Genomic DNA, 25905 nt, shown 5'->3' with positions numbered 1-25905 from the left:
AGAAAGACAGCCGTTGGGTAAGCAAGCTCAACGGCTGTAAGCATTCAAGGGATAATATTTCTGGAAGCTAAGATATAAATATAAAAAAACATCGAATGAAAAAGATAAAATATAAAAATAGTATCTTATATATAATGTATACATGATAAAATGGGTTTGACCTAAGAAGGAGAAATGATATGAATCATTCGATCATAAAGCAGGTGATCATTGATCAGCTGGAAGATATTCAGAGTTTTCAGATTATTCCCCGTGATTATCAATTTGAAAAAAATGCGAATTATATTCTTGTTGGACTGCGAAGAGGTGGAAAATCTACAATATTATATTCACTTGCAAAAAATCTTGTAAGAGATGGGATGGATTGGTCACAGATTTGCTATTTGAATTTTGAGGATGACCGTCTGCTTGGCTTCGAATTGAAAGATTTTAATGATGTTATTGGTGCTGCAAATGAACTTGCAAATGGGAAAACGATAATTTACTTCTTTGATGAAATTCAGAATAATGAAGGCTGGGAGCATTTTGCAAGAAGAATGGCAGATCATCACCATCGTGTATATATTTCTGGAAGTAATGCCAGAATGCTGAGTAATGAAATGGAATCGGTTCTCGGCGGAAGATATTTGTCAAAGATGATCATGCCATTTTCTTTCAGAGAGGTTTTGCGGTTTAAGAAAATTGACAGCTCTGATGCGGCGCAGCTATCAACTGTAAAAAGTGCACAAATCAGAGTTGCCTGTGAGAGGTATCTTCATGTTGGCGGCCTTCCTGATGCACAGCAGATGGACCAGCCCAGAGAGTATATCAAGAGTGTATATGAAAAAGTGATACTCGGAGATATCGGAGAGAGAGAAAAAATTCAGAATAAGATGGCGCTGCGGCTGATGGTAAAGAAAATCGCCGAAGTTGTTATGCATGAAATTTCATTTTCATCACTTGCGGGTAATGTCAAAGCTGCCGGTGCCAGGTGCACAACAGATACCATGATTGAATATGCAGGTTATGCGGAAAATGCTTACCTTTTGTTTCGTACAAGAAATTTCTTTTCTAAATTCTCTGAAAAAGAAGGAATACCACGTTTCTATTTCTTTGATAATGGCTTTTTATCTTTGTTCCTTGTGAATAAAGATTCAGCTTTGCTGGAGAATGCTGTGGCAGTCATGCTGAAACGCAATTGTGCAGAGGAAATATACTATCTTAAATCATCACAAACAGGTGTGGATATTGATTTCTATCTGCCGGAAAGCAAAACGGCAATTCAGGTGTGTTATTCTCTGCAGGATGCGCAGGAAAGAGAAGTAAGATCTTTTTCCCTTGCTTTGAAGTATTCACCTGAATTGATTCAAAATATGCTGATTGTAACGTATGAAGAAGAAGACATGATTTCATTGGATGAGAAACATGTGATTCGGGTTTTGCCACTTTGGAAGTTTCTGCTGCAGGAAAAAACATCTCTGCTTACAGGAGCTGTTTCCTGCTGAGAGATGCTTTTATGAAATAATCAATCGTTTCCTTATACCAGATTGATGAACATGGTAATGATCAGGGAGTTGATGAAGTCCGCAAACAGGGAGCCTACAATCGGGATGAGCAGGAATGCCTTGATGCTTTCGCCATGCTTTTCAGTGACTGCCTGCATGTTTGCCATGGCATTGGGAGTGGCACCCATACCAAAGCCGCAGACACCTGCCGCAATCACTGCCGCATCATAATCACTGCCCATGAGTTTGAAAATGATGAACCGGGCATAGACAAACATCAGTACAGTCTGTCCTACCAGCAGAATAATCAATGGCATAGCCAGGTCTGCCAGCTGCCAGATTTTCAGTGTAATCATGGCAATGCCAAGGAAGATGGAAAGACAGATACTGCCAAAGGATTCAATTTCTTCCGTGTGGATGGCAATCTTGCCGGAGATTTCAGCGATGTTGCGGAAGATGGCAGCCGCAATCATGGCACCAATATAGATTGGAAAGGTCATGCCTGTTTTGGATAACAGCCAGGACAGAATGGTGCCGATGCCAGCGCAGACAATCAGTTCAAACACGGCATTGGGATAATTCTCAAGCCCTTTGATTGTTTCCTGCATGTTTTCATGATGGGATGCATCTTCCTTTGGCTGCAGATGTTTCTTATTGATAAGACCATTGGCCAGAGGGCCGCCCATTAAGGAACCCATGATCAGGCCGAAGGTTGCAGCAGCGGTCGCAATCGTTGTGGCACCGGTAATACCGAAGTCTTCCAGAACCGGACCAAAGGCACCGGCTGTGCCATGGCCGCCAACCATCGGAATCGAACCCGTACACAGGCCAATCAATGCATCAATATGCAGCAAATGGGAAAGACCAACGGCCACACCGTTCTGGGCTGTAATTAGAAGAATGACCAGAACAAGAAAGAGAAACAGATCCTTTCCGCCTTCTTTGAGAACCTTGATATTGGCCTGAAAGCCGACGGACGTAAAGAAGAGAACCATTGCCACTTCACTTAAGGAGCTGTCAAAGGAAATCTCGGCAATGCCAATGACATACAGGATACAGGTAAGAATGGAGAAGACCAGTCCGCCGGCAACCGGAGCAGGAATGCAGAAGCGCTCCAGCAGCGGTATCTTTTTCTTCAGCCAGGATCCAAAGGCAAGCACAACAACAGCCATTGCCATGGTCTGATAGCGGTCAAGTGTCAGTGAGATCATTGTGCCGCCTCCGCATGAATGCCGTGCTCTTCATACCATTTCAAGGCACCTTCATGGAAGGGTATCGTGATGCCTTTGACAGATTCATGGGGATCAAGATTCAGATCTACACTGACACTGCTTTGCAGATCCTCTGTATTTTCAAAGAGTATGTCTGTCATGTCATAGATCAGATCTGTGGATGTTTCATTGGATGCCACAAGCACAGACCGTACCCCAACCGTATCAACATCCGTTTCATTGCTGTATGTACCGGCAGGAATTGTCACTTCTTCCAGCCCTGGTGCCAGGGCCAGAATATGGCTGCGCATATCATCATCCAAAGACAGCAGTTTAATCTCATCTTCATGTTCTTTGAGAATCTGGGCAGGTGCCCCAGCGGTCACAAACATGGCATCAATATCCTTCTTTAACAGATGGTCCATGGCATCTTCATAATCGTAATTCAGTGTGGTCACATCACCTTCCTGCAGGCCTGCCGCATCCAGAAGCTCTTTGGCATTGCGCTCTGTGCCGCTTTCTTCCTGCCCGATGGAAACCTTCTTTCCCTGCAGATCAAAGAGATTTGCAATCTCAGAATCTTTGCACACCACAATCTGCACAGCTTCCGTATACAGAGAGGCAATGGCAGAATATGTCTTTGCATTATCCGTAGCGGCACTGTCATCCGCATAGTACATCTCATTGATCAGATCTGACTGGGCAATGCCGATCTGGATATATCCTTCTGATAACAGCCGTAAGTTGGCAGCAGATCCGGCCGTGGAGCGCACACTGATCTGACTGTCAGGATCCTTTTCTTTTATCAGCTCTGCCAGTTTGGTGCCAAAGCTGTAATAGACACCACCCTGCGGTGCCGTGCCAAACCGGAGTGATGTTTTACCAGAACATCCACTGAGTATCAGAGTGGCGGCTATGATGGCAGCTGTGATTGTTTTCTTCATGCATGTCCCCCTTAAGCGGTGAGATTATAGCACAGGCAGATTGTATTTCTGATGGAAAGAGCAGGATAGGCTGCTGTAACAAATCAAAGAAAAAGCATCGCACCTTAGAAGAATAACTTCTTGCGGCGGGATGCTTCACTGATCAGATCATAGCTGTCAAGAATGTGACAGTTGAGTCCTTCAATCACAGATAATGCTCTGTGCAGGTATTCATCTGTGAGAAACAGGTTTGGATCATGGATATCCATGCCAATGATGACATCACAGTTTTTCTTTGCAAATTCTTCAAAGAAGATACGGACCGGATAGGCATAGCGCTCACCATCCTGGTATTCCCGTTTACCATAGCGCACACCAGAGCCGCAGTTAAGCTCCAGGGGGATGTGGTACGTATTGGAAATAACCGCAATTCTTGCTGCAATCTGCCTGACACCTTCATCAATCACCGGATAGGACCACATGCATACATCCGGATGGGCAATATAATCACACAGGTTGTGCCTGCATGCATATTCAATCTGGTCTGTATAGGCATCCAGCTCTTTCTTTGTCAGCAGATCATAGGAACTTTTTCCGCTATAGCTGAGATTGTGCTGGCCAAGAATGCAGTACTCACTGCGCTCTCTCCACTTCCTTAATGTTTCCCACTCACTCTGATAACATTCCACTTCCATGCCGACATGGATTTCAATCTGGTCCTTGTATTTGTTTTTCAATGCTGTAATGGATGAAAAGTAATCATCCACCTGCTCAATATTCATTCTTTCGGTTGGCTCTGGATCTTTGTATGGGGCATGATCTGAGAAGCCAAGCACTTTGACACCTGCCTGAATGGCAGCCTTGACATAGTCTTCATCTTTGCCGACGGCATGGCCGCAGCGGCTTGTATGGGTATGAAAGTTGCGCTCAATCATCATCGTTATCCTTTCTTAAGGGGGAGAATACATGCAGTTGGCAATTGCGTCAAGCACACAGCAATGTATCTTTTTCCTGTTTGCAATTTTATGTGAACAGACATAAGATGCCTGTATGTTATTTGGCTATAAACAGATTATTTCTTTGAACGAGAATGAAAGCGGCGTGTTCCGGTATGTCATTGAACATCCTACGGCTGCAGTATCGATGAATATCCGTGAGCTGGCCCAGGAGACCAATACATCAACGGCAACCGTTGCCCGCATGTATAAGAAGCTTGGCTGTGCCTCCTATCCTGTGTTTTTAAGCAGGATTCAGGCATATGAACAGCAGATGCCGGATATGAATACATGTGCCGGCTATACTGTTTCTGCCCTGCAGGAAACCGTTGACAAGATCCAGAAGGACAACGATCCCTGGCAGAAAGCAGTCAGGATGATTCTGGAAAGTGATGCTGTGACGGTCATGGGCTGCGGCAACTGCGGTGCCCTGGCGGAATATGCAGCCCGCTATCTGTCCAATGCCGGCTTTTATGCCACTGCCGTTACAGACGTGTTTTATCCACCCCGGCTTGGCAATACACAGAAACATCTGATCCTGATGCTATCGGAAAGCGGTGAAAACCGGGAACTGGTCAAACAGGCAAAGCTGAACCAGAAGTATGGCAGCCATCTTGTGGTCATGAGTTCCAATCCGGATTCCACCCTGGCAAGTCTGGCAGAGGTGGCACTTCCCATTACCATGCCAAGGTTTCTCTTGCCGCAGACCTATGATCTGACCAGCGGCATCTCCATGCTGTATGGCATTGAGTACCTGGGGCAGGAACTGCTGCGGCAGAATGATCGGATCAAGAAGATCGATCCCAAGATTGATCTGGATGCTGGCAAAGCATGATGCCGGCATCTTTTTTTTATGCATTGTATTGACGTGAATGGTAGAACGACTATACTTTACATATGAACAGTTGTTCAACTGTTTGACAAAGAAAACAAGAGGATATGGATATGAGCGAGCATGCATTAAGAACATACAAGCTGGATGTCACTACAGACTGTGCCGACTGTGCAGCCAAGGTGGAAAGAGCCGTAGCCGGTATTGAGGGACTGGACAATGTTTCTCTGTCCTTTATGTCACATACGCTGCGCTATGACTGTGATCCTTCGCAGCAGAAAGAGATGAAGGCAAAGATCAAGGATGTCATCATGGACGTTGAGCCTGAGGCTGAGATCAGGGATGAGGAAGAAAACATCACCCGGAAGTTTGCCATTACCGGCATTGACTGCCAGGATTGTGCAGACAAGCTGGAAGAAAGCTTCAGGAAGATTGAAGGGATTCAGGATGTGAAGCTGTCCTTTCTCAAGGAATCACTGTCCTATACATGCCGTAAGGATGATGATGCCCGTATTGAGAAAGAGGTGCGCAGTATTGCGGCCAGTGAAGAACCGGATGCGCGCATCGTGGATCAGGCAAAAGAGCAGAAGAAGATCTATGTCTTCTCCATTACCGATATTGACTGTGCAGACTGTGCCGCCAAGCTGGAAAAGAAGATTGCTGAGATTGATGACATTTCTGATGTGGCCCTTGACTTCATGAACTGCCGGCTCAGCTATTCGGCGGATGTTAAGGATGCCAGCCGTATTGAGCGGGAAATGCGTGCGGTAGTCGCCAGAAACGAACCGGATGCCAAAGTATCTGTTCTGAATGAAAAGAAAGAAGAAAAGGCAGAAGAGGAAGAAGAGGAAGACAGCCGGAAGATGCTGATCAGGTTAATCATTGGTGCCATTCTGTTTGTGCTTTCGCTTGTTACCCATGGTGCATTTGCCGTTGTATCCGGGCTGGCATCATATCTTGTACTTGGCTATGATGTCATCCTCAAGGCATTCCGCGGCATCGGCCATGGCCAGATCTTTGATGAACATTTCCTGATGACAGTGGCGACCTTTGCGGCGATCTATCTGCGTGATTTCAAGGAAGCAGCTGGTGTCATGCTGTTCTATCAGATTGGTGAATACTTCCAGGATATGGCAGTTGACCACAGCCGTAAATCCATCGGCTCTCTGATGGCAATCCGTCCTGACTATGCCATGGTCAAACAGGATGGTGAATGGGTGAAGGTGGATCCTTCTGCGGTTAATCCGGGTGATATTGTACAGGTCAAGCCGGGTGAGAAAGTACCGCTGGATGGTGTTGTGGTGGCTGGTGCGGCATCATTGAACACTGCTTCTTTAACCGGTGAAAGTAAACCGGTAGATGTGGATGTCAATGACAATGTTCTGTCCGGCTCCATCAATGAAAACGGCGTGCTGGAGATCAAAGTGACCAAGGCCTATGGTGATTCCACCGTCGCAAAGATTCTGGATCTGGTGGAAAACAGTGATGCCCACAAGGCCAAGGCAGAAAACTTCATCACCAAGTTCTCCCGTATTTATACACCGGCAGTTGTTCTGGCAGCCGTAGTAACAGCCATTGTTGTCTCTTTGATGGGCTATGGCGTGCAGGAAGGCATCTATCGTGCCTGCACATTCCTGGTTATCTCCTGCCCATGTGCTCTTGTTATTTCCATTCCGCTGAGCTTCTTTGGAGGTATCGGCGGCCTGAGTTCCAGAGGTGTTCTGGTCAAGGGTGCCAACCTGATTGAGGCACTTGCAAAAACAGAAAATGTCGTCATGGACAAGACCGGTACTCTGACCAGCGGTGTGTTTGCGGTTGAAAAGATTGTTGGTGAAAATCCGGATGAGATTCTCGAATCTGCCAGTGCGGTGGAATACTACTCGAACCACCCGATTGCCAAAGGTATCAAGGCTGGCTTCAAGGGCACGATTTCAGAAAGTGATCTCAGCAATGTCAATGAGATTGCCGGCCGCGGTCTTGCCGTTGACTACAAAGGGTATCATCTGCTGGCTGGCAATGGCAGGCTGATGAAGGACAATGGCATTGCTTTTGAAGAAGTCAATGAGCCTGGCACGCTTGTTTATGTGGCAAAAGATGGAAACTATCTTGGCGCTCTGGTGCTGCGCGATCAGCTCAAACCGACGGCAAGGCAGGCTGTCTCTGATCTGCATGCCATGGGCAGAAAGGTCATGATTGTTTCCGGCGATAACCAGGCCATTACCGATCTGGCTGGCAAAGAACTCGGCGTAGATGCGGCCTATGGTGCCTGCATGCCGGCCGACAAAGTAGAGCGTGTACAGGCGATTCATAACCAGGGTGTGACAGCGTTTGTCGGCGATGGTGTCAATGATGCGCCGGTGCTGGCTGCTGCGGATACTGGTATTGCCATGGGGGCGCTTGGCTCCGATGCGGCGATTGAAGCCGCTGATGTTGTCATCATGGATGATGATCCTGCCAAAGTATCTCTTGCTATTTCCGCAGCCAGAAGAATTCTGCGGGTATCCAATGAGAACATTGTCTTTGCCATTGTGGTAAAGCTGGTCTGCCTTGTGCTTGGTGCTCTTGGCATTGCCAACATGTGGCTGGCGATCTTTGCGGATACAGGTGTGGCGATGCTGTCCGTGCTGAACTCACTGCGTCTGCTGCGTATTGCCCGCAAAGCATAATACAGGCTATAATAAAAGGCATGCATAAGAAGAATCTGCTAAAAGCGATATTGATTCCGGCATGCCTTTTTACGTTTCTGCCAGTGCATGCGGATGATATGGAAATAGCCAGCCCGCATGCGGTGCTGATGGATACCGGCAGCGGTTCTGTGCTGTATGAAAAAGACAGTCAGACACAGGTGCCTGCCAGGGCCATGGCCATTGCCATGAATGTGCTGGTGTCCTATGACAGCAATGAAGAAAAAGTGACGTTTCAGAACAAGGATGAAAGCTTTGACAAGGCAGCAGGTCTTGAAAACAAGAAAAGCTATGCCGTGGCGGATTTAAGGGCACAGGCATTGATCGGCGGCTATCAGGATGCCTCCTGTGCATTGTCACTGCTGGGGGAAGATGGCATCAAGCTGCTCAATAATAAGGCAGCTGCCTTATCGATGACAAAGACTGTGTTTGCCAATGTGACCGGGGCAGCCGATGATACCCAGGTGACAACGGCCCATGATCTTGGCCTGCTTGGTGCAGCATTGGATACCAGTGCTAAAGATCTCTATGGGGCATCTTCGTATACACTGTCGGATGATTCCACTGTGTCACGGGATGTGTATTCCTATGATGGTCTGGATGGGTATTATTACTGGCAGGATGATACGGGTGTTTCGGCAGTGGCCAGTGCTTCCCGTGATGGGACACGGTTAACGGCGGCGGTGATGCAGGCTGACAGTGAAGAGACGGCTTTTGCGGATCTGACAAAGCTATTGGATGATGGCTATAACAACTTCAAGAGTGTTGCCATTACCAAGGATGCCGTTGGCACCAAAGAGCTGGATATCATGGATAATGGCACCAATGTGCATGTGAGCTTTGCCTTGAGTTCAGATCTGTCTGTGCTGATGGCAAAGGATGCGGATGAAAGTGCATTGACTACATCGATTGAAGTCATGGATGAAACAAGTGCTTCGGACTGCCGTGCCTATCTTGTGATTTCGATGAACGGGGAAGAGATGGGCAGGTTCCCATTGACCAAGACTACTTCGCAAGATGTCAGCAGTGATAGTGCCGCAAAGAAAACAAATGTGTTTGGCATTGTGTGTACAGTGGTGACGGTTGTGTCCGTCCTGCTGTTTGTATATAAGTATGCATCACGGCTGATCAAGCCGCATGCATAAGGAGGTACATTTTGCGTAAGTTTCTGATTGGATGGTTTGTCAATTTTCTCTCTCTCTGGCTGATTGACAATACGATGAGCGGCATTACCTTTTCCGGTGTAGAGGCCATGGCCTTTGCCTCACTGGTGCTGGTTTTGCTCAATGCGACCTTAAAGCCAATCCTGAAGGTGCTGTCACTGCCGGTGACGATTCTGTCCTTTGGCATTTTCTCGCTGTTTATCAATGCCTTTATTCTGGTCATTGCCCTCAGTGTGACGCCGGGCTGCTATCTGGATGGCTTTGGATCGGCATTTCTTGCCAGCATCCTGCTGACAATTTTCAATACTTTGTTAAACTGGATCATCGGCGAGTAAAAACGGCTTCTGCCGTTTTTGTTTTGGCCTGTATTGGAGTTGGCGCATCCCTGATGCGTGCCGTATAATAAGTTGTGCTTTACAAGGAGGAACCCCTTATGTGTGGATTTGCAGGTTTTACGGGCATGTATGATGGCCGTGAAGATATGATTAAGAAGATGTCGGAGCGCATCCGGCACAGAGGACCGGATATGGAAGGATACTGGGTCCATGGTGACAGTGACGCGAATGCCGTCGCGCTTGGTTTCCGCCGTCTTTCCATTCTCGATCTCAGTGAAGCCGGTGCTCAGCCGATGATCTCTGAAGACAAGTCGGTTGTGGTTGTCTTCAATGGTGAGATTTACAACTTCATGGAACTGAAGGAAATCCTGGAGAAGAAGGGATATCATTTCCGTTCCAAGTGTGATACCGAAGTGCTGCTGTATGGCTATGAGGAATGGGGCGAGCATCTGGCTGAGAAGCTGCGCGGCATGTTTGCCTTTGTCATTGCGGATACCAGAAAGAACCTGCTGTATGGTGCCAGAGATTACTTCGGCATCAAGCCGCTGTATTATTCCTTCCTGGACAATCACAATCTGATCTTTGGATCTGAAATCAAATCCTTCCTGGAACATCCTGCCTGGCACAAGGAAGTCAATCCGGATGCGCTGCGTCCGTATCTGACTTTCCAGTATTCCGCCATGGATGAAACCTTCTTCAAGGGAACCTACAAGCTGGAACCTGCGCACTGGTTTATTTTCAAGGATGGCCAGATGCATATCGAGCAGTACTGGGATATTGATTTCTCTAAGAAGACAACGGCTTCCATGGATGAGGTTGCTGAAGAAATTGTCAAGCGGGTGGCAGAGACCGTCAAGGCACACCGTATTTCTGATGTGCCGGTTGGCTCTTTCCTGTCCGGCGGTGTGGATTCTTCCTATATCACTGAGGAACTCAAGCCGGAGGATACGTTCTCGGTTGGCTTCCCGTCCAAGAATTTTGATGAGACCGAAGATGCCGGCCGTCTGAGTTCTCTTCTGCATGTGAAGAATTTCCGTGAGGAGCTCGATGGGGATGCCTGCATGGAGGCCTTTGCGGATATCCAGTATCACATGGATGAGCCGCAGTCCAATCCTTCCAGCGTACCGCTGTATTTCCTTGCCAAGCTTGCCCGCCAGCATGTCACCGTTGTTCTGTCAGGTGAGGGTGCCGATGAGATTTATGCGGGTTATGAGTGGTATGACGAGTATGACATGATGAAGAAGTACAAGCGTCTGCCCCAGGGCATGCGGATTCTGGCTGCGGATGTGGTCCGCCATCTGCCATACTTCAAGGGCCATGACATGATTCTGGCAAGCACCGGCCGGCCGGAGGATTACTTCATCGGCCAGGCCAGAGTGTTCTCTGAGAAAGAGGCTTATGATATTCTCAAGCCTGCCTACCGCCAGGGACCTGGTGTCAGAGATATCACCCAGCCGATCTATGATAAAGTAAAGGATCTTTCTGAGCTGGAAAAGAAGCAGTATCTTGACTTCCATCTGTGGCTGCCGGGAGATATTCTGCTCAAGGCAGACAAGATGTCCTGTGCAAGTTCTCTGGAGCTGCGGGTGCCGTATCTGGACCGCTATGTGGTGGAAGAGGCTGCTAAGATTCCGGCGGATTATAAGATCAATGATATTGATACCAAGTATGTATTCCGCAAGGCTGCCAGTACGAAGATCCCTGAGGAGTGGGCTTTCCGCAAGAAGAAGGGCTTCCCGGTGCCGATTCGTGAGTGGGTCAAGGAAGATAAGTGGTACAAACAGATTCGTGAGGATTTCACGAGTGATGTGGCCAATGAGTACTTTGATACAGACAAGCTTGTGAAGCTGTTGAATGATCACAAGGATGGACGTGCGATGAACCAGAGAAAGATCTGGACGGCCTGGACGTTTTTGACATGGCATAAAGTATTCTTTGGAGCGTGATAGGAGGCAATGATGACAAAGATCATTCCGGTAATTCTGGGGGCAGATCTCAACTGCTATAATCTGGCCCGTGCTTTTCATGAGGCATATGGTGTCAAGGCATACTGCTTTGGCCGCTATAAGATGGCCCCGACCATGTATTCTTCAATTCTGCACTATACAGCCATTCCGGATCTGGAAGATGATGAGACGGTTGTGAAGCTGCTGCAGGACTTTGATAAAGATCATCCGGATGGTGAGCTGTATCTGATGGGATGCACAGATCAGTATGCGGATATGCTCATTCGTCTGCACAGCAGATTCCCGCGCTATCACTGCCCGATGCCGCCCAAGGATATTTATCAGGAGATCCAGAAGAAAGCAGAGTTCTATCAGGAATGTGACCGCTTTGGCATTCCCTATCCGAAGACTGTTGTCAAAACAGGACCGGTACAGCTTGAAGAAGTACAGGCCGATGTGCTTGGCTTTGACTATCCGATCATCATCAAGCCTTCTTTCTCAGCAGAATATTTCCGTCATGAGTTTGAGGGCATGAAGAAAGTTTATGTCTCTCATTCTCCTCAAGAATCTGTGGATATCGTCAAGACGATCTACAGCCATGGCTATACCGATAAGATGATCCTGCAGAAGATGGTAGCCGGCGGTGACAGCAATATGCGTGTACTGACCTGCTTCTCGGACAACAAAGGCAAGGTAAGGGCAATGTGCCTTGGCCATACGATGGTGGAGGAACATACTCCGACCGGACTTGGCAACCATGCGGCCATTGTAACGGAAGATGTGACCAGATTCCCGATGGCGGAGCAGATCCGCAAGATGCTGGAAACACTTGGCTATACCGGCTTCTCCAACTTTGATATCAAGGAAGACGGCAATACCGGTAATTTCTACATCTTTGAGATCAACCTGCGACAGGGCCGCTCCAATTACTATATGACCGGTGCTGGTTTGAACCTGGCCAAGCTGATTGTGGAGAAATATGAGGATCCGGGTGAGGATCTGCAGGTATGCACGAAGGAGACATACTGGCATCTGATTCCAAGTCCGGTTGCCTTCAAATATACAGAGGATAAGGATCTGGTGGAGAAGGCAAGACATCTGGAGAAGATCGGCAGAAGTTCTTCTTCTTTGGAATACCGCTATGATGAAATGCACAATCCGCTGCGTTTCCTGATTGTGAAGGAACAGCTGCGCCGTCAGTATGGCAAGTTTGCAAAGTATTACCCCAAATCGGAGCAGGATAAATGAAAAAGACACTTGGCATCATCGGGGGGATGGGGCCTGAAGCCAGTGAAGTGTTCTATCTCAAGCTTACCCAGGCAACCAAAGCAGAGAAGGATCAGGATCATCTGAACATCCTGCTGTGGTCGCATGCGGATATTCCTGACCGCACTGCCAGCATTGAAGCAGGAAAAACAGAAGAGCTCTGGGCCATTATGGCAAAGGATGTACAGATGCTCAAAGACTGCGGCTGTGATTATCTGGCTGTGCCATGCAATACAAGCCATGTGTTCCAGGACCGCTTCAATACAATGATGGGCGGCCATTTCATCTCGATGATTGATGAAGCCGCTGCCTGTGCAAAAACAGTCGGTACAACCATCGGCGTACTGGGAACAGATGGCACCAGGATGAATGACCTGTATGGCAAAGCCCTCAGAAGAAACGGCTGTACCTGTGTCTATCCTGACAAGGAAGATCAGGAAGGTGTCATGCACATCATCTATGACCAGATCAAGAAGGGACAGCGCGGGGATCTCAGCCTGTTCCTGAATATCTGCAGTCATATGAAAGCAAAGGGCTGTGACGCCGTCATTCTGGCATGTACAGAACTATCCGTATTAAAAAACAATTATGCAGAACTAAGTGATCCATGGTATCTGGATGCCATGGATGCACTGGTCAAAACCTGTGTTACAACATGCGGAGGCATCTATCAGGGCAATCTCTGAAAGATGTCTTTTTTCTTGTCAAGTACCACTTCTGCCTGCCTTTGTGACGTTCTGGCACTGTCTGTTCTCGATTTTCTATGGGATCATCATACATATGAAAAGAACAGATATTTTGATACGAAATGGCAGTCATTCGCTGTTCAAAGCTGTATGCATGGTATTGATGACACTGCTGGCATGCGTGCTGCTGTCTGAATGTGCCAGTGTATACAGCTGTATCACGAATCTTACCAGTATGAGCTGGCTGCTGTGTATGGGTGTTCTGACGGTGTTTCTGCATATTGTTCTGCAGAAGTACAGACAGGATGAGACCAAGCAGAATTGAATGAGCCAAGATGTGTGAAAAAGACAGATCCATCCATTGTGACAGGTCTGTCTTTTTGCATGGAAAATGAAAAAGAGTATGTCACCTGCTTTGTGAACATACTCTTTCATTCATGCATTTATTGCTGTGATCAGCTTACTCTGTGGATCTGCATGTTGCCATTGGAGATGGCATACATACTGCACTCCTTGACACCGTTGGATGGATCCATGGCATTGACGACCATGCCGCCGCCGATGTAGATGGCAGAATGTCCATTCCATGTGACAAGATCACCTGGCTGGGCATCGGATGCGGAGACGAGTGTACCCGCGTTTTCCTGTCCATAGGATGTTCTTGGCAGGGAAATGCCGAACTGGCTGTAAACATACTGGGTGAAACCAGAGCAGTCAAAGCCGGTTGTCGGAGAAGTGCCGCCCCAGACATATCTGGATCCGATCAGACTCATGGCAAATTCGACAATGGAATTGCCTGAGCCTGTGTTGACAGTTGTGGAACTGCTGCTGATTAAAGAGGCAGCCTGCTGTGCCTGCAGCTGAGCGGCTGCAGCAGCCTGTGCTTCGGCTTCTTCCTGTGCCTTGCGGGCAGCTTCATCTGCGGCCTGTCTGGCCGCCTCTTCAGCCGCGGCTTCTTCCTCAGCTCTGACAACTTCCACCGGCTTTTTCACTGTGACATCATAGGATACTTCGGAACTGTTTCCAGAAGTATCATAGAATGTCATCGTGCAGGTGTAAGTGCCTTCGGTATTGACATCCACATTGTCTGTTTCCTTGATGGCAGGCAGCTTGCCGCCGGTTGAGGAAACGTAGCCGATGTTATCACCATAGTTGAAAGCCGTGCCAAGATCCAGGGTAATGGATGGCTGTTTCAGGATCACCTGCGGGCCGGAAGGTGAGATCATCTTGACAGCCGCATATTCGGTAAAGTCATAGCCAACCGTGGAATCACTGTTTCTTACCAGGGAGACAGAAATATTGACTTTCTGCAGGCCTGCTTTGGTACGGTCGAAGGTATCGGTATAGATCGAAGAGGCATCCATATTGATGTTGTTCAGATTGACAGCCGCATCATAGCCGGCTCTTTCTTCGATCACTTTCTGTTTGAGGGTGGCCAGAGGATTCTGGTCATTCATATCAATTTCATAAATGCGCAGACTGGCGGTGTCTGTATTCACTGTTCCTGTGCTGGAATTATCCGCATAAATCGGTGAGGCATTGAGAAGCAGGAAGACAGTGCCAGCTGCAGCTGCTAAAAGTTTTCTTGTTGTCGCCATATTTCAAAGTCTAACCGTATCGTCCCTCCATTTCAACCCCGCTGTGTGAAGGATTGGTGAAGAATAAGCCAAAACAGCCCGCACATACATTTTTGCGGACTGTGATGTAAGGGCATCATCCAATTCTGTGAATTAACATGTTCCCGTTGGTGATGGCATAGATGGAGCACACTGCCACACCCTGGGTAGGATTCATGGCATTGACCATCTGGCCATTGCCAATGTAAATACCGGCATGTCCATTGTAGGTGACAAGATCACCCGGCTGGGCATCGGATACCGAAACGATTGTGCCAGAGGCTTCCTGACCATAGGATGTTCTTGGCAGGGAATAGCCAAAGGCCGCATAGACATACTGGGTGAAACCGGAGCAGTCAAAGCCGGATGGAGAAGATCCACCATAGACGTAGGCACTGCCGACAAACTGCAGGGCATAGTCCGCAATGGAAGAACCGGTTGGATTGGCAGCCACATTGGTGGAGACGGCTGCTGTCTGTGCTGCAGCTTCCTGGGCTGCGGCAGCCTGGGCAGCCTGCTGGGCAGCGGCTTCCTCGGCAGCTTTTTCAGCAGCTTCTCTGGCGGCCTGTTCTTCTGCTTCTCTTTGTGCCTGCTCAGCAGCTTCCTCTTCCGCACGGATCACTTCGGCCGGCTTTTTGACAACCACATCATACGATACGGTTGTCTTATTGCCGCGCTCATCAATGGCAGTGATCGTGCAGGTGTATGTACCTTCGGTGTTCACATCGACATTGTCACTTTCCTGAATGACCGGCAGGGCACCGCTTTCTGTAGAAAGAATGGCAATGTTGTCGGCATAGCTGAAATTGGACTGGTAGTCGACGGTAACAGAGCTTTGTTTCAGCATCACTCTTGGCGCACCGCTGGAAGTAACCGTGACCGCAGCACTTGTGGTCCAGGCTGTCTGCAAGGTGCTGGCCGTATGGTCCGCATTGCTGTAAACAGCGGGCTGCAGAGAAATGGAAACGGTCTGCAGACCGGTGTGATTCAGGCTGAGACCATCCACACTGATGATGCTGGCAGCCGTATCAATATCATCTTTCTTCACAGAGCCATTTGCTTTGACATAGCTGTCAATGGCCTGCTGCTTGAGTGTATCCATGGCACTGGCATCATTGATGTCAATGGAATAGACAGCCAGAGACTGTGTGGCTGTTTCATCTGCCGCAAAGACATGCAGCGGTGCTGCAAAGACCATCAGGCCGGCAGCCGCAAAGGGAATCAAAGCCTTTGCCATCCGTTTTTTTGTATTTGTACGCATGGCGGTAGTTAAACACACAAAAAACATGCCTTGCAACAAAATCTTAAAATTTCACATGTGACTCACACAATGAAAGCGTATTATCCGGACATACTCACAAAATTGTCGTATTGCAAATATTTGAAAAATGGCTTGTGCCTGCAGACTTGAAAAAATGGGGCACAGAGGTGAAAATTGACGCATGAGAACAGTAATACAGAGAGTAAGTGAGGCATCGGTAACGATCGATGGAAGTGTACACGGAAAGATTGGCAGGGGCTATATGATCCTTGTCGGCATTGCGGACAGCGATGATGAAACGGTTGTGAACAAGATGGCAGATAAGATTGCAAAGCTGCGGATCTTTGAGGATGAAAACGGCAAGATGAATCTGAATCTTGAACAGGTATCCGGTTCTGTTTTGTCCATTTCGCAGTTTACATTGTATGCGGACTGCCGCAAGGGCAACCGGCCGTCTTTTTCCGGAGCAGGAAAGCCGGATCATGCAAAGAAGATGTATCTGTACTTCAATGAAGTGATGCGCCGTTATGGCTTTGATGTGCAGGAAGGAATTTTTGGTGCAGATATGAAGGTACGGCTGCTGAATGACGGCCCAGTGACAATCGTTCTCGATTCCAACACGCTCTGATGTATAATAAGGAGCGGTTTGTGTATGGAATGCTGTGAAGGAAAGCTTTTGTATGGCAGCCTGCTGTCAGAGAAGCTGAAAAGACAGATGAAAGAGGAAGTGGAAGGATACCGTGCCAATGGGCTGCGGGTGCCTCGCCTGGATACGATTCTGGTCGGGGATGATCCTTCTTCCCTTTCCTATATCCGCGGCAAGAAGAAGGCATGTGAGGTTGTCGGCATTGAAAATGTCGTCCACCATCTGCCTGCCGACATCTCTCAGAAAGGTCTGGAGGATGTCATCTTTGCCTGCAATCAGAATCCGGGCTGTGACGGGATTCTGTTACAGATGCCATTGCCGGATCATCTGGATGCCAATCATGCCATCTTCTGTATTGATGTTGGCAAGGATGTGGATGGCTTAACACCGCTGAATGTCGGCCGTCTGTATGCCGGAGAGCCGTGTTTTGCACCATGTACGCCGCTTGGCATCCTGTCCATTCTGGATGCGATGGGATGCGCAATTGACGGGGCCAGGGCAGTTGTGGTCGGCAGATCCCGGCTGGTGGGTAATCCCGTGGCAAGACTTCTGCAGGACCGCAATGCAACGGTGACCATCTGCCACAGTCATACACGCAGTCTGCGCGAGATTACAAAGGAAGCGGATATTCTGGTGGCAGCGGTCGGCGTGCCGGAAATGATTGACCATACCTATGTCAAAGAAGGTGCCTATGTTGTAGATGTGGGTATCAACCGCCGGGAAGATGGTCATTTATGCGGGGATGTGAATACCGCGGATGTGCTGCCGCATGTGAGCATGGTGACACCGGTGCCAAAGGGTGTGGGTCCGATGACGATCTGTGCACTGCTGATGAATACGATGCGTTCCTATCGGCTGAAAGTGGGATGATAACATGGAATACGGGCTCAATGATATTGTCGAGATGAAGAAGGAACATCCCTGCCATAAGGCAAAGACATGGAAGATTATCCGCATGGGAGCGGATATCAAGATCAAGTGTCAGGGATGCGGGGCTGTGGTAATGTTTCCGCGGCATGAGTTTGAGAAGAAGCTGAAGAAGGTTGTGGAACACGTTTCTTCAGAAGAAGGAGAGTAAGAGATGGCTTTAACAGCAGGTATTGTCGGACTGCCGAATGTGGGCAAGTCAACATTGTTCAATGCGATTACAAACAGCCAGGTGCTGGCGGAGAATTATCCTTTTGCGACGATCCAGCCGAATGTTGGTGTGGTGGAAGTGCCGGATAAGAGAATGGATGACTTTGTGAACATGTTCCATCCGCGCAAGACAATCTATACGACATTTGAATTCACGGATATTGCAGGTCTTGTCAAGGGTGCCTCCAAGGGTGAAGGACTTGGCAACCAGTTCCTTGCCAATATCCGTCAGACCGATGCTATTGTGCATGTGGTCAGATGCTTTGATGATGATAACATCGAGCATGTTGAGGGCAGTGTGGATCCGGTCCGTGATATCGAAGAGATTAACATGGAGCTTTGCCTGGCCGATCTGGATACGGTGCAGAACCGCATTGGCAAGGTTGCCAAGAAGGCTCAGACCAAGGATAAGGAAGCGATGAAGGAGATGAATTCTCTCTCTCGTTTTAAGGAAGCTCTGGAAGCAGGCAAGCCGGTACGTCTGCTGGATCTGGATGATGATGATAAGCTGAATCTGAAGAACTATGGTCTTCTCACAGGCAAGCCGGTGATCTATGTAGCCAATATGTCGGATGAAGAGATTGGTGATCCTGCCTCCAACAAGTACTATCAGGCAGTCAAGGCATTTGCGGACAAGGAAGGTTCTTCCTGCATTGCCATCTGTGCCAAGATGGAAGAAGAACTCTCCGGCCTCGATAAGGAAGACAAGAAAGCCTTCCTGGATGATCTTGGCATTGAACAGTCAGGTCTCGACCAGATTATTCAGGCAGCCTACCATCTGCTTGGTTTAAGAACGTTCTTCACGGTTGGTGAACCAGAGTGCCGTGCCTGGACATTCCATGAGGGTATGAAGGCACCCCAGTGTGCCGGCATCATCCACTCAGATTTTGAGCGAGGCTTTATCAAGGCAGAAGTATACAGCTATGATGATCTGATGGAATATGGCAGTGAGCAGGCTCTCAAGGAACATGGCAAGCTGCGTGTGGAAGGCAAGGACTATCTGATGCAGGATGGCGATGTTGTCTTTTTCCGCTTCAATGTTTGATCAATCGTATGATTATGTATGCAAAGGGCAGCACAGTCTGCCTTTTTTCATGCGTTCTATTGCACTATGTCTATCGTACTTTGCGATCAGGCGCTTCGATAATCTATGCTATAACATACCTCTTTTCTTGATAAGGCAGGCTGTCACAGTTAAACTAATAGTATCAAAAAAGGAGGTTGAAGAATGAGTACAATTGCTGAAACAATGGCTATTATGGAGAATATGCCTGAAGCAACACGTAAGCAAGTATTAAGCTTTGCACGTTACAAGTTAAGAGCATCTAAGCCATCTAATCCTTCTGCCTCTTTCTCTGATGATGAACTCGTATCGATTCTCGAGCATTCTGACGCTGAGTACCACGACGGGAAAGCCATGGACATGAAAAAGGCGATATTGGAGGCTCGAAAGATGCATGGATTCATTTAATGTCCTAATCACTCCAACTGCGCTTAAGATGATTGACAACATTGTGGATTACATACTGGAAGAAAAAGACAATCCATCTGCAGCAGACGCGGTGTATCTGGATGCCATGAATACTGCGGATCAACTCGAAACAGTGGCGGGAAGTTTGGGGTTATGTAAAAGAAGAATTTTAGCTGATCGTGGATACAGAAAGATTCATTTAAGGCATCATCAATACCTATTAATCTATAAGATATATAAATCTACTGTAGTAGTCGAGGCTATATTCCATGAAAGTGAAGATTATGAGAGAAAGTTTGAAGGACAGTTAAAGCTTTGACCTTAACTTGTAAAAGGATAACCACTTGAATGTCTACAGCCGTTGAGCTTGCTTATTCAACGGCTATATTTCTATTTCAGCTTTTCCCATAGTAGAAATTTGACTCCCAAATTTTGGTATCTTTATGAAAAAAATAATATTACTGGAAGTAAAGAGTATCTCTTGACTGCAGATTTGCAGTGACTATAATGAACAATGTTCAAGTTGAAAGAAACATATGAATCACAGTGTAACCAGCAAAGAAGAAATCTTATCGGTGTGCCGGGATATTGTCCAGACAGAGGGTATCCAGGCCGTCAATGCCAGAAGGGTGGCAGGACAGCTGGGCATTGCCCTTGGCTCTTTGTATAACTATTTTTCAAGCAAAGAGGCTCTGGTCATGGCCTGCGTGGCATCGGTGTGGCAGGAAATTCTGCCATTGGAAAAGATGCGGCATCTTTCTTTGTATGACACGATGGACCTGATTGTGCAGGATCTTGATGCAGGACAGAAAGCCTATCCCAGTTTCTTTGCCAGCCATGCCATGGTGTTTGGTAAAAAAGAGGGGGCAAAAGGTGCAATGGCACATATGGAGGCAGGGCTGCAGAAGGTGCTGCTGGATGCCATCGTGAATGACGCTGGAATCCGTTCTGGGATTGATTCTGTGCGCTATGCGGCGCATCTATTGGATGTGATCAATGGCATGGTTCTGCGGAATCATTTTGACAGTGACATGGTGTTGGATATTGTGAATGCATATGCCTATGGAGGTAACTATGGAAGAAACAAATGAGAAGTTCAGACCAAAGGCAATGGGAATCTTTGAGTCTGTGTTTGATGTGTGCTACCTGTTGTTTGATCTGATTGCAGGCATTCTTTTTCTCAAGAATGCGGATGGCAGAGTGGTATTTGAACTGTATGGGGCACTGGCTCTGGTACTTGGCGGCGGAGATGCGTTTCATCTTGTGCCAAGAATCAAGGTAAATCTGTTTGGTAAAAGTGAAAAAAGTGATTTCTGGCTGGGTCTAGGCAAGGCCATTACTTCGGAAACGATGACTGTCTTCTACCTGATCCTGTTCATGATCTGGACCGAGATGTTCCCGGCTTATCTGGCTTCGACAAAAGTCGTATTTGTACTGTTTGCCTGTGCTTTTGTGCGCATGGTATTGTGTCTGTTTCCACAGAACAACTGGTTTCATCCCGAAGGCAGTCTGCGCTGGTCTTTGTACCGCAACATTCCCTTCACGGTTGTCGGTGCCATCATGATGGTACTGTTTTATCAGACCGGTATGAGCCATATGACCTGGGCGATTTTGCTGTCCTTTGGCTGCTATCTGCCGGTGACGATGCTGGCAAATAAATATCCAACGGTTGGTGCCCTGATGATGCCTAAGACGCTTGCCTATGTATGGATGATTGTCATGGGATTGAAACTTCTATAGACAATTCTCACGCATTGGTCACTCAATCGCCTGCAACTAGTGCTAAAATAATCACAACAGGAGGTAAGAGAAATGAAACTGATCCTTGCTATTGTTTCTAATGATGATGCTTCAGCCGTTTCTTCTGCTTTGACCAAGAATAATTTCTACATGACCCGTCTGGCGACGACCGGCGGCTTTCTGAGAGCCGGTAATACGACGCTGATTGTTGGTACAGAGGACAATCTGGTTGACAAGTGCATTGAGGTGATTGGCTCTGAGGCAAAGCGCCGCACGGAGATTGTGCCAAGCACAGCGAGCTATGACATCGGCCGGTATGCTTCTTTCCCGGTTGAAGTGCAGGTCGGCGGGGCTACGATCTTCGTACTGGATGTCGAGCAGTTCAAGAAACTGTAAAGAAAGGAATGAGCGGGGAACCGCTCTTTTTATGTGATGGAAGTCAGACAGACAACAAGAGAAGATCTGGACGCTGTGATGAAGATCTATGCCCAGGCAAAGAAATGGATGAAGGAAGCCGGCAATCCGCAGTGGCAGGGAAACTATCCGGCAAAAGAAGATATTGAAAAGGATATGGCAGCGCATGGCAGCTATGTGCTGGTGGATGATGGTGTGATCGTGGCTACAACAGCAATTCTGTTTGGGGATGATCCGCATTATCGCAAGATTGAGGGAAAATGGCTAAATGATGAACCGTATGGCGTGATTCATAGAACCGCAGTGGCAGGCAGAGGCAAAGGCTATGGCAGTGTATTGATTCAATATGCCCAAAAGCAAGCCATGGAAAGAGGTATATTCAATCTGCGCATGGATACCCATGAAAAGAATGCAAACATGCGCCATCTGATGGAAAAGAATGGCTTTGTATGGTGTGGAACTGTCTGGATGGATGATGGCTCGCCGCGTATGGCTGGTCAGAAGGTACTGGATGCACAGAAGTGAAAAGTCATGTACAATAAGACACAGCAAATTTATTGGAGCAATTGATACATGATGGATGAAGATAACAAAGAAGAAATGAACAAGGAAGAGGATTCTGCTTCCAAAGCTGCCGACAGTGCAGACACAAAAGAAAACACAGCTGCAGAAACAAAGCCGGAAACAGATGAGACGGTAAATCCGGAAACAGAAAAGCCAGAGGAAGAAAACACTGCATCTGAGACGGATGAGAAACCAGCAGTGGCAGAAGCACAAAACACAAAGGAAGAAACTGAAGAAAAACCGGCAGAAGAAACCAAAGAGACAGAAACTGCAAAGGCTGAAACAGAATCCAAGAAGAAGGGTGTTCCTCTGTGGGCTGCCATTGTGGTGATCGTGGCCTGTGTTGGTGTGCTTGCCATGGTATTAAGGCAGAATGGCAGTCTGATCATGGATCCGGAAGACTGGGGCATCGGCGGCAGAAGAAGCTACATCTATGTGCAGCTGAAAACACCGTCCCAGGCCGACAAGAGTGCCAACTTTACCTTTGCGGTGCCTGACAGTATCAATGGTGTTTCCAACAAGGAATACTGGATTGTCAAGGATTACATTTATGATGTGCGCTATACCGATGATGATGGTACGGTTGAGTACATTCTGCACAAGTGTGAGCGGAATGATCTGGAAACAGCGGATACCAATACATACCGCCAGTCCAACATTGTGGATGTCAATGGCATTGAAGTAACAGAAAAGGGACAGGATGATCTTGTCCAGAGTGCCACCTGGTCGTCTCACGGCTATTATTATCAGATCCTGACCCGAGAAGACAACAAGCTGGATGCGGATACGATTGCGGCATTGATTCCTGAGATTGGTTAATGAATCATGCAGGACAGGCGTTCTATTACAGAATGCCTGTTTTTTCGTGCTTTTCTGAAACAGATTTTCAAGATGCCGGAAAAGGACTTGTGCATCGTGTGAAATGATGTTAGAACAAGGTATCATTTCGAAATGCTTATGGCGTGTTTCGGAATGTTTTTTGCTTCAGGGGCTTCACTTCATCGTTTGATGAATGAAGATACATGAAAGGGGATATCACACTATGAGCAGTATTATTACGGATATACTGGCTGTCATTGGCGTGGTGCTGAATGGCCTTCCACAGGGTCTGCTTGCACTGAGCCTTGGCTTTGCCAGCATTCCAACCGCACTGGCCTTCTTTGTCGGTGCCATTGGCAACACCATCACCCAGAACGTGGCGCCGATTTCCTTCCAGGCAGAGACGATCACCTATGCCGGCAAGGCGGGCAAGAATCGTTCTGAGGCCTGCACCATCATCTTCATTGGCGGCGTGATCATGGCCATTGTCGGCCTGACCGGCTCGTTGACAAAGATTGTTGACTTCATCGGCAGTGACATTGCCAATGGCATGATGGCAGGTGTCGGCATCATGCTTTCCAAGACAGCTATCGACATGATCAAGGAAGACAAGATTGCCGGCGGCGTATCACTGGCCGCAGCGCTGATCACATATGTCATTGTTCGCAGCAGTTCCAATTCACTTGTCTATACCATCCTGATCTCTGTTGTCGCATCCTGCATTGCCTCTGCCATCTTTGAAAAAGGAAAACAGAAGACGATCACGGTTGTGGATGATAACTTCAAGCATCAGAAGTTTGCCATCAATAAGAATGTGATCTTCGGTGCCCTTGGCATTGCCTGTCTGAATATCGGCTCTAACATATCCTTTGGCTCCATCACTGCAAGCATGGCAAGTACTGCTCACTACAATGTCGACCAGCTGACTTTCATTTCTTCTCTGGCTGATATGTGCTCCTCCTTCTTTGGCGGGGCTCCGGTTGAATCCATCATCTCCGCCACGGCAGCAGCACCGCATGCTGTATGGGCAGGTGTTGCCATGATGGCTGCCATCGGCATTATCCTTCTCTCTGGCTTACTGCCTAAGATCGGCAAGTACGTCCCGGCTTCTTCCATTGCCGGCTTCCTGTTTGTACTTGGCGTGTTCAAGACAGTTGCTCTGGATGCCCCGGCTGCTCTTGCCAGTGCGCCGGCTGTTGGTGCTTTGACCATGACCGTCACAGCTGTCACCAATCCGTTCTTTGGCATGATTGCCGGTGTTGCGGCAAGATTCCTAGGCCTTTGAGGTGAGAAAATGCAGACGTATACATTGCATGTGGCAGGTGTCACAAGACAGCTGCCGGTCATCCCGATCAGTGAGGATACCGCCATTGCCAGTTTTGTGATCATCAGTGATACCGAACTGATTCAGGCTGCTGCCAGACAGCTTGTGGAAAAGATTCAGGCATATGGACCAGTTGAACAGTTATTAACAGCAGAGGCTAAAGGTATTGCCCTGGCATATGAGGTCAGCCGGCTGCTTGGCTTACAGCAGTTTGTGGTAGCGAGAAAGAGTGTGAAGAGCTACATGCAGAATGTGGTATCACACGAAGTGAAATCCATCACCACTGCCAAGCCGCAGATGCTGTATCTGGATGGCAATGATGCCGAACTGTTAAAGGGAAAGAGAATCTGCCTGATTGATGATGTGATTTCCACAGGGGAATCTCTGCAGGCAATTGAAGATCTTGCCATCAAGGCCGGTGCAAAGCCTGTATGCAAGGCAGCTGTACTGGCAGAAGGAGATGCCGCTAATCGAAAAGATATTCTCTTTCTGGAAAAGCTGCCATTGTTCAAGAAGGACAATGCAGGCACATTCCAGCCGATTGAGTGACGTTTACAAGCAGAGGGATTGATGCCTTCTGCTTTTAATATATCAACAAATGTATTGATAATGATGTAAAACTGCTGGTAATCAATGCCATATACAACCCTAAATGCATTCAGGAAATTTCAAGCAAATTACATATGCAGGTCAAAAAAAGCATGGTGTAGAAAAAATAAACCAAACGGTTGAAATATTATACAAATATGTTAATATGATGCTGCGTGATTAGGAGGGTGTGAAAGGATGCTGACGAGCGTGGGTAAATTTTTGCGGAAAGTGCGTATTGATCATGGAGAAATCCTAAAGGATATGGCTGATAAGCTGGGGGTTTCAGCTTCATTCTTATCTGCTGTAGAAAATGGAAAAAAGAAAATGCCTTCGGATTGGAACAGGAAAATATGCGAAATATACAAACTTAGTGATGAACAAACATTAGATTTTACTAAAGCAATAGCTGCTTCTGAGAAGACAGTCGAAATGAATTTCTCTGATGCAAGTTTTTCAAGAAAGGAGTTAGCTATTTCTTTTGCACGCAAGTTTTCGGATATTGATGATGACCAAGTAGAAAAGATTAAAAAGATCTTATCGGAGGATAATAAGAATGAATTGTATTAAGGCAAATCCTTTATCACGGACGGATATTCAGCGCTATGCGCTGTATATACGGAAAAAAGTCGGACTAGAAAATCAACTATATTTTCCAATATTGACTTTTACTGAGGGACATATTAACAAATTGGTGAATTCTGTGGCTACTGTACTTGTTCATGTACAGTAATGTTAAGCTGGTTGATTATCTTCATTCATGTGAGGTGAATTCCATGGATGGTGAAACAATTGGCACA

Annotated in this window: 28 protein-coding genes; 23 read left to right on the top strand and 5 right to left on the bottom strand. The window is 47.4% G+C overall.

What is annotated here, in order from left to right:
- Window positions 1-179 precede the first annotated feature (179 nt).
- A complete protein-coding gene (locus SOI44_RS08330) occupies window positions 180-1484 on the top strand; it encodes an ATP-binding protein (RefSeq protein WP_331348752.1) in 1305 nt (434 codons plus the stop codon).
- 32 nt (window positions 1485-1516) lie between these two features.
- Here SOI44_RS08330 and gltS read toward each other — a convergent pair whose 3' ends face one another.
- From gltS to SOI44_RS08315, 3 genes are all read right to left on the bottom strand, one after another.
- Window positions 1517-2695, bottom strand: coding sequence for a sodium/glutamate symporter (gene gltS, locus SOI44_RS08325; protein ID WP_331348751.1), 1179 nt, complete (start codon window positions 2693-2695; stop codon window positions 1517-1519).
- Entirely contained in the window at window positions 2692-3639 is a 948-nt protein-coding gene (locus tag SOI44_RS08320) for a TAXI family TRAP transporter solute-binding subunit (protein WP_331348750.1), read from the bottom strand. Before SOI44_RS08320 ends, gltS begins: the two co-directional genes overlap by 4 nt.
- A 104-nt stretch (window positions 3640-3743) precedes the next feature.
- Window positions 3744-4556 (bottom strand): PHP domain-containing protein, encoded by an 813-nt coding sequence (locus tag SOI44_RS08315; protein WP_331348749.1) that lies wholly within the window; start codon window positions 4554-4556, stop codon window positions 3744-3746.
- 112 nt (window positions 4557-4668) lie between these two features.
- Here SOI44_RS08315 and SOI44_RS08310 point away from each other — a divergent pair, with 112 nt between their 5' ends.
- From SOI44_RS08310 to SOI44_RS08275, 8 genes are all read left to right on the top strand, one after another.
- Entirely contained in the window at window positions 4669-5448 is a 780-nt protein-coding gene (locus tag SOI44_RS08310; protein ID WP_331348748.1) for a MurR/RpiR family transcriptional regulator, read from the top strand.
- Window positions 5449-5558: 110 nt separating this feature from the next.
- Entirely contained in the window at window positions 5559-8111 is a 2553-nt protein-coding gene (locus SOI44_RS08305; RefSeq protein WP_331348747.1) for a heavy metal translocating P-type ATPase, read from the top strand.
- A 20-nt stretch (window positions 8112-8131) separates the two neighbouring features.
- On the top strand, window positions 8132-9274 hold the full coding sequence (locus SOI44_RS08300; protein ID WP_331348746.1) for a hypothetical protein: 1143 nt from the start codon (window positions 8132-8134) through the stop codon (window positions 9272-9274).
- Between the two features lie 11 nt (window positions 9275-9285).
- Window positions 9286-9627 (top strand): phage holin family protein, encoded by a 342-nt coding sequence (locus SOI44_RS08295; protein ID WP_331348745.1) that lies wholly within the window; start codon window positions 9286-9288, stop codon window positions 9625-9627.
- A gap of 98 nt (window positions 9628-9725) precedes the next feature.
- Window positions 9726-11573, top strand: coding sequence for an asparagine synthase (glutamine-hydrolyzing) (asnB, locus tag SOI44_RS08290; protein ID WP_331348744.1), 1848 nt, complete (start codon window positions 9726-9728; stop codon window positions 11571-11573).
- Window positions 11574-11585: 12 nt separating this feature from the next.
- A complete protein-coding gene (locus SOI44_RS08285; protein ID WP_331348743.1) occupies window positions 11586-12821 on the top strand; it encodes a carboxylate--amine ligase in 1236 nt (411 codons plus the stop codon).
- On the top strand, window positions 12818-13525 hold the full coding sequence (locus SOI44_RS08280; RefSeq protein WP_331348742.1) for an aspartate/glutamate racemase family protein: 708 nt from the start codon (window positions 12818-12820) through the stop codon (window positions 13523-13525). The genes SOI44_RS08285 and SOI44_RS08280 overlap by 4 nt, the downstream gene beginning before the upstream one ends.
- A 94-nt stretch (window positions 13526-13619) precedes the next feature.
- The gene (locus SOI44_RS08275) at window positions 13620-13850 is read left to right on the top strand and encodes a hypothetical protein (protein ID WP_331348741.1); all 231 of its coding nucleotides are present in this window, start codon (window positions 13620-13622) and stop codon (window positions 13848-13850) included.
- 130 nt (window positions 13851-13980) lie between these two features.
- Here the strand turns inward: SOI44_RS08275 and SOI44_RS08270 are convergent, their stop codons facing one another.
- Both SOI44_RS08270 and SOI44_RS08265 read right to left on the bottom strand, forming a co-directional pair.
- Complete coding sequence (locus SOI44_RS08270) at window positions 13981-15123, bottom strand: C40 family peptidase (RefSeq protein ID WP_331348740.1); 1143 nt, start codon at window positions 15121-15123, stop codon at window positions 13981-13983.
- 115 nt (window positions 15124-15238) lie between these two features.
- Window positions 15239-16402, bottom strand: coding sequence for a C40 family peptidase (locus SOI44_RS08265; protein ID WP_331348739.1), 1164 nt, complete (start codon window positions 16400-16402; stop codon window positions 15239-15241).
- 181 nt (window positions 16403-16583) lie between these two features.
- Between SOI44_RS08265 and dtd the strand changes: the two genes are divergently transcribed.
- The 14 genes from dtd (at window position 16584) to SOI44_RS08195 (ending at window position 25675) form a co-directional block, all read left to right on the top strand.
- Window positions 16584-17030 (top strand): D-aminoacyl-tRNA deacylase, encoded by a 447-nt coding sequence (gene dtd / locus SOI44_RS08260; protein ID WP_331348738.1) that lies wholly within the window; start codon window positions 16584-16586, stop codon window positions 17028-17030.
- Between the two features lie 24 nt (window positions 17031-17054).
- On the top strand, window positions 17055-17918 hold the full coding sequence (locus tag SOI44_RS08255; RefSeq protein ID WP_331348737.1) for a bifunctional 5,10-methylenetetrahydrofolate dehydrogenase/5,10-methenyltetrahydrofolate cyclohydrolase: 864 nt from the start codon (window positions 17055-17057) through the stop codon (window positions 17916-17918).
- 4 nt (window positions 17919-17922) lie between these two features.
- Window positions 17923-18126 carry a DUF951 domain-containing protein gene (locus tag SOI44_RS08250; protein ID WP_108774831.1) on the top strand — a complete coding sequence of 68 codons (204 nt, stop codon included), beginning with the start codon at window positions 17923-17925 and terminating at the stop codon, window positions 18124-18126.
- A gap of 3 nt (window positions 18127-18129) precedes the next feature.
- Window positions 18130-19230, top strand: a complete 1101-nt coding sequence (ychF, locus tag SOI44_RS08245) for a redox-regulated ATPase YchF (RefSeq protein ID WP_331348736.1) — start codon at window positions 18130-18132, stop codon at window positions 19228-19230.
- Window positions 19231-19413: 183 nt separating this feature from the next.
- Window positions 19414-19656 (top strand): hypothetical protein, encoded by a 243-nt coding sequence (locus tag SOI44_RS08240; RefSeq protein WP_331348735.1) that lies wholly within the window; start codon window positions 19414-19416, stop codon window positions 19654-19656.
- Window positions 19643-19975: a type II toxin-antitoxin system RelE/ParE family toxin gene (locus SOI44_RS08235; RefSeq protein ID WP_331348734.1), complete on the top strand. Its 333-nt coding sequence runs from the start codon at window positions 19643-19645 to the stop codon at window positions 19973-19975. Before SOI44_RS08240 ends, SOI44_RS08235 begins: the two co-directional genes overlap by 14 nt.
- A 217-nt stretch (window positions 19976-20192) precedes the next feature.
- Window positions 20193-20747, top strand: coding sequence for a TetR/AcrR family transcriptional regulator (locus tag SOI44_RS08230; RefSeq protein WP_331348733.1), 555 nt, complete (start codon window positions 20193-20195; stop codon window positions 20745-20747).
- Entirely contained in the window at window positions 20731-21396 is a 666-nt protein-coding gene (locus tag SOI44_RS08225; protein ID WP_331348732.1) for a hypothetical protein, read from the top strand. Before SOI44_RS08230 ends, SOI44_RS08225 begins: the two co-directional genes overlap by 17 nt.
- 72 nt (window positions 21397-21468) lie before the next feature.
- Window positions 21469-21792 carry a cyclic-di-AMP receptor gene (locus SOI44_RS08220; RefSeq protein WP_108774835.1) on the top strand — a complete coding sequence of 108 codons (324 nt, stop codon included), beginning with the start codon at window positions 21469-21471 and terminating at the stop codon, window positions 21790-21792.
- Between the two features lie 36 nt (window positions 21793-21828).
- Entirely contained in the window at window positions 21829-22335 is a 507-nt protein-coding gene (locus SOI44_RS08215; protein WP_331348753.1) for a GNAT family N-acetyltransferase, read from the top strand.
- A 48-nt stretch (window positions 22336-22383) separates the two neighbouring features.
- Window positions 22384-23193 (top strand): hypothetical protein, encoded by an 810-nt coding sequence (locus SOI44_RS08210; RefSeq protein WP_331348731.1) that lies wholly within the window; start codon window positions 22384-22386, stop codon window positions 23191-23193.
- A 223-nt stretch (window positions 23194-23416) separates the two neighbouring features.
- Entirely contained in the window at window positions 23417-24478 is a 1062-nt protein-coding gene (locus SOI44_RS08205; RefSeq protein WP_331348730.1) for an NCS2 family permease, read from the top strand.
- A 9-nt stretch (window positions 24479-24487) separates the two neighbouring features.
- On the top strand, window positions 24488-25066 hold the full coding sequence (locus tag SOI44_RS08200; protein WP_331348729.1) for a phosphoribosyltransferase family protein: 579 nt from the start codon (window positions 24488-24490) through the stop codon (window positions 25064-25066).
- 237 nt (window positions 25067-25303) lie between these two features.
- Window positions 25304-25675: a helix-turn-helix domain-containing protein gene (locus tag SOI44_RS08195; protein ID WP_331348728.1), complete on the top strand. Its 372-nt coding sequence runs from the start codon at window positions 25304-25306 to the stop codon at window positions 25673-25675.
- Window positions 25676-25905 lie beyond the last annotated feature (230 nt).

This window comes from Lactimicrobium sp. (assembly GCF_036453465.1).
GTDB lineage: Bacteria > Bacillota_I > Bacilli_A > Erysipelotrichales > Erysipelotrichaceae > Bulleidia.
Note: the sequence above shows the minus strand (reverse complement) of the source record. Positions and strands in the feature narration are given on the sequence as shown.

Bases quoted from the DNA above. Each gene is read 5' to 3' on its own strand.
- SOI44_RS08330 (WP_331348752.1), top strand. From the start codon at position 180: ATGAATCATTCGATCATAAAGCAGGTGATCATTGATCAGCTGGAAGAT.
- SOI44_RS08310 (WP_331348748.1), top strand. From the start codon at position 4,669: ATGTTATTTGGCTATAAACAGATTATTTCTTTGAACGAGAATGAAAGC.
- gltS (WP_331348751.1), bottom strand. From the start codon at position 2,695: ATGATCTCACTGACACTTGACCGCTATCAGACCATGGCAATGGCTGTT.
- asnB (WP_331348744.1), top strand. From the start codon at position 9,726: ATGTGTGGATTTGCAGGTTTTACGGGCATGTATGATGGCCGTGAAGAT.
- SOI44_RS08215 (WP_331348753.1), top strand. From the start codon at position 21,829: ATGGAAGTCAGACAGACAACAAGAGAAGATCTGGACGCTGTGATGAAG.
- ychF (WP_331348736.1), top strand. From the start codon at position 18,130: ATGGCTTTAACAGCAGGTATTGTCGGACTGCCGAATGTGGGCAAGTCA.
- SOI44_RS08320 (WP_331348750.1), bottom strand. From the start codon at position 3,639: ATGAAGAAAACAATCACAGCTGCCATCATAGCCGCCACTCTGATACTC.
- SOI44_RS08275 (WP_331348741.1), top strand. From the start codon at position 13,620: ATGAAAAGAACAGATATTTTGATACGAAATGGCAGTCATTCGCTGTTC.
- SOI44_RS08270 (WP_331348740.1), bottom strand. From the start codon at position 15,123: ATGGCGACAACAAGAAAACTTTTAGCAGCTGCAGCTGGCACTGTCTTC.
- SOI44_RS08255 (WP_331348737.1), top strand. From the start codon at position 17,055: ATGGAATGCTGTGAAGGAAAGCTTTTGTATGGCAGCCTGCTGTCAGAG.
- SOI44_RS08300 (WP_331348746.1), top strand. From the start codon at position 8,132: ATGCATAAGAAGAATCTGCTAAAAGCGATATTGATTCCGGCATGCCTT.
- SOI44_RS08315 (WP_331348749.1), bottom strand. From the start codon at position 4,556: ATGATGATTGAGCGCAACTTTCATACCCATACAAGCCGCTGCGGCCAT.
- SOI44_RS08280 (WP_331348742.1), top strand. From the start codon at position 12,818: ATGAAAAAGACACTTGGCATCATCGGGGGGATGGGGCCTGAAGCCAGT.
- SOI44_RS08235 (WP_331348734.1), top strand. From the start codon at position 19,643: ATGGATTCATTTAATGTCCTAATCACTCCAACTGCGCTTAAGATGATT.
- SOI44_RS08285 (WP_331348743.1), top strand. From the start codon at position 11,586: ATGACAAAGATCATTCCGGTAATTCTGGGGGCAGATCTCAACTGCTAT.
- SOI44_RS08210 (WP_331348731.1), top strand. From the start codon at position 22,384: ATGATGGATGAAGATAACAAAGAAGAAATGAACAAGGAAGAGGATTCT.
- SOI44_RS08240 (WP_331348735.1), top strand. From the start codon at position 19,414: ATGAGTACAATTGCTGAAACAATGGCTATTATGGAGAATATGCCTGAA.
- dtd (WP_331348738.1), top strand. From the start codon at position 16,584: ATGAGAACAGTAATACAGAGAGTAAGTGAGGCATCGGTAACGATCGAT.
- SOI44_RS08250 (WP_108774831.1), top strand. From the start codon at position 17,923: ATGGAATACGGGCTCAATGATATTGTCGAGATGAAGAAGGAACATCCC.
- SOI44_RS08200 (WP_331348729.1), top strand. From the start codon at position 24,488: ATGCAGACGTATACATTGCATGTGGCAGGTGTCACAAGACAGCTGCCG.
- SOI44_RS08225 (WP_331348732.1), top strand. From the start codon at position 20,731: ATGGAAGAAACAAATGAGAAGTTCAGACCAAAGGCAATGGGAATCTTT.
- SOI44_RS08305 (WP_331348747.1), top strand. From the start codon at position 5,559: ATGAGCGAGCATGCATTAAGAACATACAAGCTGGATGTCACTACAGAC.
- SOI44_RS08195 (WP_331348728.1), top strand. From the start codon at position 25,304: ATGCTGACGAGCGTGGGTAAATTTTTGCGGAAAGTGCGTATTGATCAT.
- SOI44_RS08265 (WP_331348739.1), bottom strand. From the start codon at position 16,402: ATGCGTACAAATACAAAAAAACGGATGGCAAAGGCTTTGATTCCCTTT.
- SOI44_RS08205 (WP_331348730.1), top strand. From the start codon at position 23,417: ATGAGCAGTATTATTACGGATATACTGGCTGTCATTGGCGTGGTGCTG.
- SOI44_RS08220 (WP_108774835.1), top strand. From the start codon at position 21,469: ATGAAACTGATCCTTGCTATTGTTTCTAATGATGATGCTTCAGCCGTT.
- SOI44_RS08230 (WP_331348733.1), top strand. From the start codon at position 20,193: ATGAATCACAGTGTAACCAGCAAAGAAGAAATCTTATCGGTGTGCCGG.